Here is a 13,031-nt window from a genome sequence, read left to right as displayed (position 1 = left end):
TCCGAGGGGAATGAATGGCGCACTTAGGATGGAAAGAAACCCCGCAACTCTTGTTTAAAGAGACTAAAAATCCTAAGGCAGGCGGGTGCGCCATGGTAGTAGGTTTTTTATTCTTCGGTTTTTTCGCTCTCATCGCTTCCGCTTTTTTCGGGTCAATGATCTACCTGGGAGAAATGGTTCTTCTTTCTTCCTTTGCCATTTTTTTTGCTTTTTCTCTTCTGTTTTTATTCGCCTCCTCCGTTTTCAGCTATCGAAAAGCCTCTCATATCGTAAGAACCATTGAAATTGATTTGGAGAAAAGAGTTCTCTCTTTGAAAGAAACCTCTTGTCCGAATGTAGAATGGTGTCTTTCCGATCTTATCTCCTACATGATCTTGTACAGAGTGGAAACGAACCAAAATTCCAGCACCTCCACGACAATTCAGAGAAAAAGGTATTGGGATTTATATCTAATTCACAAAGATGGAAGCCTTCTTCTTTTGGAAACTTATCTGAATCAGGATTCCGTAAAACAAGGATTACGTTTTTTTAAAGAAAAATTACTCCTGCCAGTTTTGGACAAAGCAGGATTGGATCTATCCGATTCCCAATCCTCTCATTTTGAAGAAGCTCAATTTTTGCAAAAACCCACTGCAAGCGATTGGGTAAAGACGAAGGAAACGATGGAAGGAACCGGAATCAGTTTTTCAGAACCCAAATCTATTTTGAAATCCTCCGTTTCCTTTTTGGTTCCTACCTTATTTTATGGAGCTTGGTTTTTTTGTGCCCGGATGATCTTTTCCGAACCTGGATTCGATTGGTTGATTTTAATCTTCTTTATTCCGTTCTCCGTTTTGTTTTTAGGATTCACTTCCCTATTTATGATTTTTATTCTATTCAAAAAAACGGAAATCATAGTGAATCGAAGCGAAATCGTATTTCGTTATTCTACAAACATTCCTATCCTTTCTTCCCTTCTTAAAAAAGAAAGAAGAGTATCCGCACAATCTGTTCGACAAATTCGCACCTTACGAGTGGAAGAAGATATGCAGATACTTTGTATCGTATTAAAGGAAACTTCCGTTCCTGAGAAAAAATCGATCCTAGATTTTCTTTATAATATCCAAACAGTTTCTCTTTCCGATAAAATGTTTTCCCAAGATAAAGATATGTTGGGAATTTGGACGATTCCTTCCTGGATAAACGGACCGAGTCATTCCGATTTAGTGTATGCAGAAAAACTAATAGAGAACAAACTTTCTTTAGAAGAAGAAAACCTGACGTATCAATCTATTTTATAGTAGAAATAGGGATAAATGAAGGATGAGTGGGAAAGGGAGAAGTCGGTGGCGGAGCTGACGGGACTCGAACCCGCGACATCCTGCGTGACAGGCAGGCACTCTAACCAACTGAGCTACAACTCCCCGACTAAAAGCCATAATAATGAAAACGCTCATCCAGTCAAACTGAAAACATTTGTTTTCTTGCTTCCTGAGGCATTTTTTAAAACCTGGAATGCATAGATTTTATGCAAGTGGAAGGCAAAAAAGCAAAGGAAATCTTCGAAGATAGAATTTTCACGGTTTCCAATTTCCTATCGATTTCAAGGGTTTTAATGCTCCCTTTCTTTTTCTATTCCACGGACAAATATGCAAAATCTCCTTCCGAACTTTTCTATCTTTACTTATCCGTTTTTTTCTGTTTGGCGGCTGTCCTAAGCGACTATCTGGACGGACTATTTGCCAGAATTCTGAACCAAGAAACCACATTGGGGCGCTATTTGGATCCTGTCTGCGACAAGTTCGTGACCTTAGGGGGACTAGGAGTGGTGACCTATCATTTCCGTTTTCCTGCCTGGATTCTCATCGTTTATTTTTTGAGAGAAATCTTAGGGGTTTGGCTGGGGGGATTTCTCTATCTCAAAAGAGGACTTCAAGGCAGACCGAACTGGTGGGGAAAGTTCGGAGTGGGAATTGTCGCCTTTTCCGTGTTATGGTATATGCTGCTCCCTCATTTCGAACAGGTACCGAACGTCCATCCACTTCTATTGGAACCGGAACTCTCCGCTTACCTGCTTCTCATCGTTCTTATCGGAGGAGTCATCGCATACATCACCCGCTACTGGGACATTGTGTTCCATCCTGAAAAATTCGAAATCGATCCTGAAAACAAAAAACAAGCCAAAAAATATAGAAAGCTCTAGCTCCCAATCCGCAAAAAAATAAGTTTGTAACACTTATGATTGAATGGATCCGATTGAAGTTTTTTATCTCGTTGATTCTTCTACTATCCTTACTTTCTTGCAAAATCGCTTCCGTTACGGAAGCGGAAAAAGAAGCAGAAGCGGTCTTCCTTAACAAAGTCCAAAACGGAAAAAACATAAAAACGGGAACACTCCTCGTTCACTCCGATCGATTGCAGCTTCATTGGAAGTTCGGTTATGAAAAAGTTTCCAAAGAAGAAAAACAAAGCAAGTATGCCTCAGACAGACCTTTCCATATTGCAAGCATAGGAAAGGTTTTCACAAGTGTTCTTATCTGGAAGCAGATTGAGATAGGTAAACTCTCCTTAAACGATCCTGTGGAAAAGATCCTAGGCAAAGAAATTCTGAAGGATCTATTCGTATTCCAAGGTAAGGACCACTCTTCCGAAGTTACAATCTCTCATTTACTCTCTCATACTTCCGGAATTGCAGATTATTTCGAATCCACAGATTCGAACCCGAACGGCTCTCAGATTTCCGTTTTGGAAGAAATACGCAAAGATCCGAAAAAGTTTTGGACTCCCAAAGAACTGCTCGATTTCACAAAACATCACCTAAAGGCGGTAAGTATTCCCGGAGAAAAATTCCATTATTCTGACACCGGTTATATCCTTCTGGGACTGGTAGTAGAAAAACTATCGGGTAGAACCTTCGAGAAGGAATTGGAAGAAATCATTTTTTCTCACTTGGGAATGAATCATAGTTATATGCATTTGAGAAGCAAACCGAAAGAAAAAACGAATTTGCCTCTTTCCAGGATGAGCTTAGGTGATACGGATGTTACCGACTATACCAGTGTCAGTGCCGACTGGGCAGGAGGAGGAATTATCTCCACAGCGGAAGATCTGCTCCTTTTCCAAAAAGCACTCGTTTCAGGCAAACTGATCCGCCAGGAAACCTACGAAAGAATGAAAGGTTCGTATCCATTTAGAGACGGAATTCTTTACGGCTATGGTTTAATGACGGTTCGGTTCGGAGACATCTTGTTTCTTATGGCAGGCACTCCGGACGTTCATGGGCATTCGGGGATTCTTTCTACTCTTATGTTTTATTGTCCCGAATATGACGCCCATATCATCTCCAATTTCGGGAGTTCCGACGATATAGAAGGAAGTTTCGAGATGATGTTTCGACTTCTTTCCTTTTTAGAAGCAGTCAATAAACTTCGATTAAATGGAAGTTAGGTAAAGAGTGTCATGTCGATCGATTGCGGGAACTTTGCTCGAAGGGGGACTCGACCTCTCCGTTGGCTTCGCATCCTGCTTCGCCTGCACTTCGAGGCACGGCTTTGCTCTTTCTCGGACTTCCTGTCCGAGAATTCGACAAATCGCTCCCTATGGGTCGCAATTTGTCGGATCGCAAAACTGTTCGAGACCGATCTTTTGAAAGTGAATGATTTGTTAGATGATTGCGGGAACTTTGCTCGAAGGGGGACTCGAACCCCCACACCTTGCGGCACTACCACCTCAAAGTAGCGTGTCTACCAATTCCACCATCCGAGCGAGATGTATTGTATTTCTGCCAGGCTAAGAAAAACCTTTCGTTCGTCAAGGAGATCAATTTTCTCTTGTCACACCCATTGCCTGATCGTGTAAGGTTGAGGTGCCCTATTATGCAAGTTTCCGATTTATACTTTCGACTGAAATTACTGACGTTCGGTTTCTTATGCCCTGTCTTTATTTATCTCGGGCTACTGCTTTCCTCTCCCTATTGGCTGAAAGTTTCATCCCCTTTCCATAAGTCGGATGTAGCCGTTTTGGAAACGAATCCCTTTCCTTCCAAAAAATTCCTAAAATCCGTAGCGATTTTGTTCCAAAAACAAACCTTCTCAAAGTTAATTTTAGTTATACGAGAAGACAAATCGGACAACGCTCTTTTCAGCGTCCAAGAAAGGGAAACCAAACTGATATCCTATCTTGCCACATTGAATCTGCCGCAAACCTCCGTCCAAGTTCTTAAAATTTCCCCTTCCAAACTTGGTGACACGGACGAGGTGGCAAAAAACGTATTAAAAATAGCGGTTTCCGAAAACTTAAAATCGATTTTGATCTTGGCTCGAGAATACGAGTCCAAGAGGATGCTCAAGATTTATCAAAAAAATCTGGCATCTTTGCCCCTTCAAATTTCGGCTTATCCTTTCGCTTCCGAAAATACACCGTCTAACTGGTTTTTATCGGAAGAAGGGTTCCGGGAAGTTTCGCTAGAATTTTTAAAATATATTTATTCCGCAGTCAGAGGAGTCATCTAAATGGATGAATTAAAAGAAACAAATGAATTGGTAGCGCAAAGAATCCAAAAAATCAAAGAATGGAAAGAAAAAGGAGTCAATCCTTATCCTCTCCGTTTTTTCCCGGATTCCCATTCCCAATCACTCATCCAATCCTTCGATCCTAACTCTACTGAAAAAAAAACGTTCAAATTAGGCGGAAGACTCCATGCCAAAAGAGTGATGGGAAAAGCATCTTTCGCTCATCTGAAAGACAAAGAAGGCCTCATTCAATTGTATGCGACAAGGGACGATTTAGGAGAAGAAAACTATTCTCTTTTCAAATCCTTCGATTTGGGAGATTGGATCGGTGTGGAAGGATGGTTGTTTCAAACCCAAAAAGGTGAAACCACTCTCCATATAACCTCCGTAAAACTACTTGCCAAATGTATCCGCCCTCTTCCTGTCGTTAAGGAAAAAGACGGAGTCGTCTACGATGCCTTTTCCGATGTGGAACAAAGATACCGTATGCGTTATGTGGATCTAGTGGTAAACGATTCCGTAAGAGAAACATTTAAGATGCGTTCCAGAATCGTTTCCGAAATCCGCAAGTTCCTCACTCAGGAGGGTTTTTTGGAAGTGGAAACTCCTATGATGCAACCGATTGCCGGAGGAGCTGCGGCAAAACCGTTCATCACCCACCACAATACTTTGGATATGGATCTTTTCCTGAGAATCGCTCCGGAACTTTATCTCAAAAGACTGATCGTTGGCGGACTCGACCGAGTCTTCGAACTCAACCGTAATTTCAGAAACGAAGGGATCTCCACAAAACACAATCCCGAATTCACCATGATGGAAGCCTATATGGCCTTCGGAGATATGGAATCCATGTTGAAGCTTACGGAAAACATGATCGTAACTGTGGCGCAAAACATCGGTAAGGGATTAAAATTCGCTTATGGCAAGGAGATGATCGATATCACTCCTCCTTGGAAAAGAATCAAATACGTAGACATCATCAAAGAATATTCTGGAATCGATTTCAGTGAAATCAAAACCTTAGAAGAGGCAAAGTCAAAAGCGAAAGCAGTTAAAGTGGATGCGGACGGATGCGTTTCCATCTGGAAAGTATGTGACGAAGTGTTCAGTTCTCTAGTGGAACCGAATCTCATTCAGCCGATCTTTATCACCGACTTCCCTAAAGAACTTTCCCCTCTCGCAAAATCCAGAGAAGATGATCCTCGTTATGTGGAAAGATTCGAACCTTATGTTGCCGGCAGAGAGATAGGAAATGCATTTACCGAGTTGAACGATCCTTTCGACCAAAAAGAAAGATTCGAAGAACAAGTAAAACAAAGAGAAGCGGGAGATGATGAAGCGTTTATGATGGACGAAGACTACATCCGCGCTTTGGAATTCGGTCTACCTCCTACAGGAGGATTAGGGATCGGAATCGATCGTTTGGTGATGCTTCTGACAGACTCTCATTCCATCAGAGACACCATCCTATTTCCATTGATGAGGCCGGAATAAATCCGGCACATTTCAAAAGTTTATTTCTGAATTTTCATCTTCTGCTCGGATTCCAATTGTTTTTGGAGTTTGAGCAGATTGTCCTGAAGACGAGAGACCTGGGTTCCGTTTAAAGGAAAATTTTCCGTTCCAGAACGATTCGTATAACTCACCACAAACGATTTTCCCGAACCGATAGCGGCAGTCACTTCCGGCGGTAAATGAGAACTAACAACGATTGTATTTGAATAATCGGTAGAAGATTTTTTCAGATTGTACCAAGTATCCCCTACTTTCAAGGAAACTCCCAAAGGAAGATCCACGTCGAAGGTTCCGATTTCATATCTGAAATAATACTGTACCTGACCGGAATTATTGTCCTTTTCCCCTTTGACGGAGATACAGGGCCTTCCTGAAAAAAAGTAGAATCTAGTCCCTATGCAGATTTCTTCCGACTGGGAAGTCACCTGCTCCAAAGTAGGTTCCGGTTTGATCGAGTAAGCATTGCTGGAACAATGCAAAAGGGAAAAAACGAGAAAAAGCCCAAAGCCGACGGAGTAGAAACGGGGAGATAACGAAATTCTTTCCATATCAGTTTCACCTTTTTCGAGATGCAAGGTTTCGCAAAGGAAAAAATCCTGTTCTTATATGGTATCTTACCCCAAGGGAAAAATAAAAGTCCTCTTACTAGAAAACATTCATAAAGACGCATACGAACTCTTCCAAAGAGACGGTTTCGACGTAACTCTCGAAAAGGATGCTTTGGAAGAGGATGACCTTGCCAAAAGGATCGCAGACATTCATGTTTTAGGAATTCGCAGCAAAACAAATGTTACTCCTAAAGTTTTGGAGAATGCTCGCAGACTTCTCACCATAGGCTGCTTCTGTATCGGAACCAACCAAGTTTCCTTGGATGAAGCGGAGAAAAAAGCGATTCCCGTATTCAACGCACCATACAGCAACACTCGTTCCGTAGCGGAGCTTGTGATTGCGGAAATCATCATGTTAGCGAGAAAGGCGACCGACCAATCCAGAGATGTTCATTTAGGAAAATGGAATAAAATCGCAAAAGGTTGTTTCGAAGTCAGAGGGAAAACCTTAGGGATCGTAGGTTACGGTCATATCGGTTCCCAAGTTTCCGTTCTGGCGGAATCCATGGGAATGAAGGTGATTTTTTACGATACAATCGCCAAACTTCCTTTAGGAAATGCGAATCCGGTGGGAACATACGAAGAACTTCTTTCTCATTCCGATTTCATCACCTATCACGTTCCAGAAACACCTGAAACAAAGAACCTGTTTAGAAAAGAACATCTTTCCATCATCAAACAAGGATCTTATCTCCTCAATCTTTCCAGAGGAAAGGTGGTAGAAATCGAAGCCTTAGCGGAAGGATTAAAATCTGGAAAAATCGCAGGAGCAGGAATCGACGTTTTCCCTGAAGAACCAAAATCCAACGACGATCCATTTACATCTCCTTTGCAAGGATTGAACAATGTAATCCTCACTCCTCACGTAGGAGGATCCACGGAAGAGGCGCAAAGAAATATAGGAACGGAAGTCGCACAAAAACTTCTAAAGTTCATTAACAACGGTTCTACGACTTTCTCTGTAAACTTTCCTAATATCGAGTTGGGAAATCTGAAATCAGGGTATCATAGAATTTTGAACATCCATAAGAACCAGCCGGGTTTTTTAAGGGACATCAACTCCGTCATTTCCGAATTGGGAGGAAACATTCTGACGCAGAATCTAAGTACTTCGGAGAACATAGGTTATTTGTCGATGGAAATAGACAAAAATCTAGGGGATGAATTGAAAGCCAAAATCAAGGCTCATCAAAATTCCATTCGAACCAGGATCCTCTATTAGAATCTAGGAACTATGCTGTCCGTTTTACAGCTATTCACTCATTCTCCGCTTCGAAACTTCTCGTATATCGTTTATTCGGATAGAAGCGGAGAAGCGGTTTGTATCGATCCTTACGATGCGAAACTCATCCTCACTCATCTGAAAAAACACGGTTTAAAACTCAAATCCATCCTGAATACACACGAACACAACGACCATGTGGCAGGCAATTTGGAATTGAAAGAAGAAACAAAAGCACTCATCTACTCTCATCCGAATGCTCTGGGTAAAATTCCTGGATTAGACGAAGTTTTAAAAGAAGGAGATATCGCCTTCTCTCACGAATCGGAAACTCTCGTGGCATGGGATACACCCGGCCATACGAACTGTCATCTTTGTTTCGTATTGAAAAACAAAACTTCCCACAAAGCGGTATTTTCCGGAGATACGATCTTCAATGCGGGGGTGGGAAATTGTTACCGGGGTGGAAATCCTTCCACATTGTACAATACTCTCAAAAATCGTTTTTTCTCCATCGAAGGAGAAACCCTTCTTTACCCTGGGCACGATTACTGGGACAGCAATTTGAATTTTTCGGAAACGATGGAACCGGATAACAAGGAAATTACGAAGATTCGAAATCTTGCGGAAGCAAAAAAAGAAACTTCTGAATTTTTAGTTTCAGATTTTTCTATGGAGAAAAAAGTGAATCCCTTCTTTCGATTGGAACAAACAACCCTGCAAAACAACATTCGAGAGAAAAATAAAGAAACGGATTTCGATTCCGAAAAATCTTACTTTTTAGGATTAAGACGTCTAAGAGATCATTGGTGAATGAAATTAAGGATCGTTTCTTGGATAAAAAACTTTTAGTTGCCTTAACGGAAAAGAAGCCGTTTTATGTTTCTTAAAACATAACGAGGTTCTATGACGATTCCTTTCGCTGCGGTTTTATTTTCGGTTCTATTGATTTATCTCAACAAAATCCCTGTGGCTTTGGCAATGCAGAAAGAAAAAGGGGGATACAACAACAGCCTTCCCAGGGACCAACAAGCAAACCTCAAAGGATTCGGCAAACGTGCCCTAGGTGCTCATTACAATTCTTTCGAAGCATTTCCTATCTTTGCGATCGGAGTCATCATCTCCTCCCTAAATTCCGCAAACGAAACGATTTTTAATTCGATCTGTATCGCATTCATTCTCATCCGAATCGCTTACTCCATTTGTTATTTATTAGATATAACGTTTGTTCGATCCAGTTTATGGACGATCGGCTTTTTATTATCCGTTTCCCTTTATCTACTTCCTTTTTATAAAATTTAACCGGAGGAAATCGTCATCAAATCCTATCTTTTTTTTCTCATTATTTCTCTGTCAGTCTTCTGTTTTTCCGAACTCTCCCAATTGAATGCGGAAGATTCCGATTTTAATCAAACATCCGAAAGTAAAAAAGTAAAGTCCGGTAAAGGAAAAAACAAGGCAGGCGATTTTCAGGCGGCAAAAAAAATCCTGAGAAAGATGTACAAAAAGATAGGAGTCGAATTTTATTGCGGCTGCCCTTTCGACACGGAACCGGACGAACAGGGAAGGTTCAGAATCTTCTCAGGCAAATGCGGTTTAAAAACAAGAACGGGAAGTCCCAGATCTTATCTGGTGGAATGGGAACATATCGTTCCCGCCCACGCTTTCGGAAAACACAGGGAATGTTGGACGAAACCGGATTGTTCTTTCTCAGGAAAATCATTGAAAGGAAGAAAATGCTGCGAGGCAATCGATCCTGAATTCAAAGAAATTGAAGCTGACCTGCACAATCTAGTCCCTGCTCCCGGTGAGATCAATAACGACAGAGGAAATTATTTCTTCGCAGAAATCGAAGGAGAAAGAAGAGAATACGGAACTTGTGATTTCGAAGTCGACTTCAGACGCCAAATCGCAGAACCTAGACCGGCCATTCGGGGAGACATCGCACGTATCTATTTTTATATGGAAAAACAATGGGGAATTTCCATTCCTCCCGATAAACGAAAGATATATGAAGCATGGAATAAGGAAGATCCTACCGATACTTTCGAAATCAGAAGAAACGACCTCATCGAAAAAGTGCAAGGAAGAAGAAATCCGTTTATAGATTGAAAATCGTCTTCGATTCCGTTTCAAAAAATTTCCAAAAGGCACTGACCCTACCGGAGGGAAGTCTCACTTCAGGACTCACCATCCATACATCTCCGAAATTCTCTATGGAATAGTCTCGCAAAACCGGAATTAAATTCCCCTTTTTCAATTCTTCCTGTATATCCCAGAAAGAACGAATCAACACCCCCTTCCCTTGCAGTGCCGCTTGGATGAGACTGCCGGAATCGTTAGAAACGAAATTTCTTTTTTTCGTCACAGATTGAAGAGAAATGTTCGTTCCCTTAAACTTTAGATTTTTATGAAGGTCCAAATACAATAGATTATGATTTTCCAAATCTTCCGGTCGATTGATTGCAAACGTTTCTTGTTTAGAATATTCGGAACTAATCGAAGCAATGATTTGATTGGGAAACAAGCTGACTCCGTGCAAGGAAGAAGGAGGTTCTGTCCCTACGCGAATCCCTATATCGATCGATTCTTCCATCAAATCGAGAAGACTGTCCGTCACTACAAGTTGGACATTGATTTTAGGATATTTCTCCTGAAACCGAATTACGATCGGAGAAACAAAACGATTCGCCATAGAACTGGCACAGGTGATCCTCAGGTTTCCTTCTAGGTCTTCTTTTTTAGCAATGGAAGCCTCCAAATCCCTTGCGGAATCGATTACGGGTAAAACCTTTTGGTAGATTCTTTCCGCTTCCCTGGTAGGTACCACTTTTCGAGTGCTTCTGTAAAAAAGTTGGGTCTGCCATCTTTCTTCCAGGCCAGCAACTCTTTTCGCAACCGCAGCCTTTGTAATGCCCATTCGGGAGGCGGCTACGGTGAAATTTCTCTCCTGGAAAACGAGTAAAAATGCTCTTAGGTCTTCTAGACTGCCTAGTTCCATGTAGTAGGTACTACATATTGTAAACTAAAACTATACAATCTGTCAACTATAAACATATCAGTATATTTTCTATTTACAAAAAACAGCTTCCATCAGACGCCGTACCACATGAGGAATGCATTTGCTCACAGCGGAGCCACTCTGGCAGGATTAGTTCTGAGACTGGCAATGGGAGCCAACCACCTCGGACGATGTGTATCCTGGTTTTCGGAATGGCCTTCTGGAAAAATGGGAGATTGCGAGAATCCAAATGGTTTATGTGGTCTGCTATTTCCTACTACTGAGATCGGTAGAAAAACAAATTTTTTCCTTAGATTCATTTTTTAAAAAAGGTGCCAAATGAAAGCGATTGCTGCCGTTTACGATTCGAAACAAAACAAACCAGTATTACAAGAAATAGAAATAGAACGACCATCACTCAAACCTAACGATGTCTTGGTGGAGGTGAAAGCGGTCTCGGTGAACCCTGTAGACTTCAAAGTCAAACGATCGATCTCCGAAAAAAATCCGGGACCTAGAATCTTAGGCTGGGACGCTTCCGGAACTGTGGTCGAGGTAGGATCTCAAGTCACCTCGTTACAAAAAGGAGATGATGTCTATTATGCGGGAGATATCACTCGCCCAGGTTCCAATGCGGAGTTCCAGGCAGTAGACGAATGGATCGTTGCCAAAAAGCCGAAATCAATTTCTTTCGAAGCGGCCGCCAGTCTTCCGCTTACTGCAATTACAGCCTATGAGTCGATCTTTCATAAATTGAAATTGGACAAACAAGATAAAAAGAAAGTTCTCATCATCGCAGGAGCAGGAGGAGTCGGTTCCATCGCCGTTCAAATCCTAAAACAAATGACGAATTCCATCGTTTTAGCCACTGCCTCAAGAAAAGAATCTGCGGATTGGGTGAAATCTTTGGGAGCTGATCACATATTGGATCATAAAAAAGATTTTCTCTCCCAACTCAAAGAAATTCATGAGAACGGAGTGCACGAAATTTTGGTATTCAGTGATCCTGCCGAACACTTTGTACAAATGGCGAATGTGATCCTTCCTTTCGGAAATATCTGTTCCATCGTGGAAACGGATGGAGAATTGAATATGAATCTGTTAAAACAAAAAAGTGCAGGATTTCTAAACGAATTTATGTTCACAAGATCCATGTTTCAAACGGAAGACAGAGTCGTTCAAAAAAAGCTTTTGGAGGAAATCGCTTCCTTAGTGGATCAAGGAAAAATCAAATCCACCAATACATCGAATCTTGGAAAGATGACACCGGAAAATCTAACAAAGGCACACGATCTCCTCTTGTCCGGAAAAACAATCGGAAAAATAGTTTTAGAAAGGATATAAAAAATGGATCTTCAATTAAGAAATAAAAAGGTTTTAGTGACTGGCTCCACAAAAGGAATCGGATTTCAGACGGCAATTGCTTTCGCCAAAGAAGAAGCGGAAGTTTATCTGCACGGAAGATCCGAAAAAAACGTGAACGAAGCGTTGGAGAAAATTCGTTCCTTGTTTCCGAATTCAAAACTACAAGGGGTCTCTGCGGACTTAAATCAAGAAGAAGGAATCGAGGAGATCAAAAGAAAAATACCCGAATTAGACATACTCATCAATAACGCAGGTTATTTTGAACCGAAACCTTTTTTCGAAATAGGAAGAGAGGACTGGAAACAAATGTTCGATACGAACGTTCTTAGCGGTGCCAGACTCACACAAATTTATCTGGAAGGAATGATCCGAAGAAACGAAGGAAGAGTGATCTTCGTCTCGAGCGAATCCGCATTGAACATCCCTGTGGAAATGGTTCATTATGGAATGAGTAAAACGGCACAACTATCCATTGCAAGAGGTAGCGCCGAACTTTGCAAAGGCACGAATGTAACAGTGAATAGTATCCTGCCCGGTCCGACTCTCTCCGAAGGAGTGGAAGAATTTATCGCTAGTTTAGCGGAACAAAACGGAAAAAGCATCGAAGTGATGGCAAAAGATTTCATCAAAGAAAACAGACCGTCTTCACTCGCCCAGAGATTTGCAAAACCCGAAGAAATCGCAAATTTGATCGTCTTTTTGGCAAGTCCACTCTCCTCCATGATCAACGGAGCAGCCGTCAGAGCGGACGGAGGAGTCGTAAAAACGATCTAAAGAACGAAGGATTATCTTTTTTTTAAAGTTTCCTTCCTCTAGCGTCATTTACAGAA

At 41.5% G+C, this 13,031-nt stretch carries 13 protein-coding genes and 2 tRNA genes; 11 read left to right on the top strand and 4 right to left on the bottom strand.

Features of this window, described 5'->3' with window-relative positions; all coding sequences use genetic code 11:
• Positions 1-14: 14 nt before the first annotated feature.
• A complete protein-coding gene (locus EHS15_RS13565) occupies positions 15-1,280 on the top strand; it encodes a hypothetical protein (RefSeq protein ID WP_135761103.1) in 1,266 nt (421 codons plus the stop codon).
• A 46-nt stretch (positions 1,281-1,326) separates the two neighbouring features.
• Here EHS15_RS13565 and EHS15_RS13560 read toward each other — a convergent pair.
• A tRNA-Asp gene (locus EHS15_RS13560) sits at positions 1,327-1,403 on the bottom strand.
• 104 nt (positions 1,404-1,507) lie between these two features.
• Here EHS15_RS13560 and EHS15_RS13555 point away from each other — a divergent pair.
• Both EHS15_RS13555 and EHS15_RS13550 read left to right on the top strand, forming a co-directional pair.
• Complete coding sequence (locus EHS15_RS13555) at positions 1,508-2,182, top strand: CDP-alcohol phosphatidyltransferase family protein (RefSeq protein ID WP_135761102.1); 675 nt, start codon at positions 1,508-1,510, stop codon at positions 2,180-2,182.
• 35 nt (positions 2,183-2,217) lie between these two features.
• Positions 2,218-3,426 carry a serine hydrolase domain-containing protein gene (locus EHS15_RS13550; RefSeq protein WP_135761101.1) on the top strand — a complete coding sequence of 403 codons (1,209 nt, stop codon included), beginning with the start codon at positions 2,218-2,220 and terminating at the stop codon, positions 3,424-3,426.
• Positions 3,427-3,662: 236 nt separating this feature from the next.
• Here the strand turns inward: EHS15_RS13550 and EHS15_RS13545 are convergent.
• Positions 3,663-3,744: transfer RNA gene (locus EHS15_RS13545), tRNA-Leu, on the bottom strand.
• Between the two features lie 110 nt (positions 3,745-3,854).
• On the opposite strand from EHS15_RS13545, the gene EHS15_RS13540 reads away from it, so the two are divergent.
• Together EHS15_RS13540 and lysS are read left to right on the top strand one after the other, a co-directional pair.
• Positions 3,855-4,490, top strand: a complete 636-nt coding sequence (locus tag EHS15_RS13540) for a hypothetical protein (protein WP_135761100.1) — start codon at positions 3,855-3,857, stop codon at positions 4,488-4,490.
• Entirely contained in the window at positions 4,491-5,984 is a 1,494-nt protein-coding gene (lysS, locus tag EHS15_RS13535) for a lysine--tRNA ligase (RefSeq protein WP_135761099.1), read from the top strand.
• A gap of 20 nt (positions 5,985-6,004) precedes the next feature.
• On the opposite strand, the gene EHS15_RS13530 is transcribed toward lysS, so the two are convergent.
• A complete protein-coding gene (locus EHS15_RS13530; RefSeq protein ID WP_135761098.1) occupies positions 6,005-6,553 on the bottom strand; it encodes a hypothetical protein in 549 nt (182 codons plus the stop codon).
• A gap of 58 nt (positions 6,554-6,611) precedes the next feature.
• Here EHS15_RS13530 and serA point away from each other — a divergent pair, with 58 nt between their 5' ends.
• The 4 genes from serA (at position 6,612) to EHS15_RS13510 (ending at position 9,947) form a co-directional block, all read left to right on the top strand.
• Positions 6,612-7,835, top strand: coding sequence for a phosphoglycerate dehydrogenase (gene serA, locus EHS15_RS13525; RefSeq protein ID WP_135761097.1), 1,224 nt, complete (start codon positions 6,612-6,614; stop codon positions 7,833-7,835).
• Positions 7,836-7,847: 12 nt separating this feature from the next.
• Positions 7,848-8,648, top strand: coding sequence for a hydroxyacylglutathione hydrolase family protein (locus EHS15_RS13520; RefSeq protein WP_135761096.1), 801 nt, complete (start codon positions 7,848-7,850; stop codon positions 8,646-8,648).
• 93 nt (positions 8,649-8,741) lie between these two features.
• Positions 8,742-9,137 carry an MAPEG family protein gene (locus EHS15_RS13515; protein ID WP_135761095.1) on the top strand — a complete coding sequence of 132 codons (396 nt, stop codon included), beginning with the start codon at positions 8,742-8,744 and terminating at the stop codon, positions 9,135-9,137.
• Between the two features lie 81 nt (positions 9,138-9,218).
• Positions 9,219-9,947, top strand: a complete 729-nt coding sequence (locus EHS15_RS13510) for an endonuclease (protein WP_246052146.1) — start codon at positions 9,219-9,221, stop codon at positions 9,945-9,947.
• On the opposite strand, the gene EHS15_RS13505 is transcribed toward EHS15_RS13510, so the two are convergent.
• Entirely contained in the window at positions 9,937-10,836 is a 900-nt protein-coding gene (locus EHS15_RS13505; protein ID WP_135761094.1) for a LysR family transcriptional regulator, read from the bottom strand. The two genes, EHS15_RS13510 and EHS15_RS13505, sit on opposite strands and share 11 nt — an antisense overlap.
• Positions 10,837-11,175: 339 nt before the next feature.
• Between EHS15_RS13505 and EHS15_RS13495 the strand changes: the two genes are divergently transcribed.
• Together EHS15_RS13495 and EHS15_RS13490 are read left to right on the top strand one after the other, a co-directional pair.
• Positions 11,176-12,180 (top strand): zinc-binding alcohol dehydrogenase family protein, encoded by a 1,005-nt coding sequence (locus tag EHS15_RS13495; RefSeq protein WP_135761093.1) that lies wholly within the window; start codon positions 11,176-11,178, stop codon positions 12,178-12,180.
• A 3-nt stretch (positions 12,181-12,183) separates the two neighbouring features.
• Complete coding sequence (locus EHS15_RS13490) at positions 12,184-12,975, top strand: SDR family NAD(P)-dependent oxidoreductase (RefSeq protein ID WP_135761092.1); 792 nt, start codon at positions 12,184-12,186, stop codon at positions 12,973-12,975.
• Positions 12,976-13,031 lie beyond the last annotated feature (56 nt).

The sequence above is a fragment of the Leptospira idonii genome, assembly GCF_004770995.1.
GTDB classification, from domain to species: domain Bacteria; phylum Spirochaetota; class Leptospiria; order Leptospirales; family Leptospiraceae; genus Leptospira_A; species Leptospira_A idonii.
This window is presented reverse-complemented; position numbering and strand designations above follow the sequence as displayed.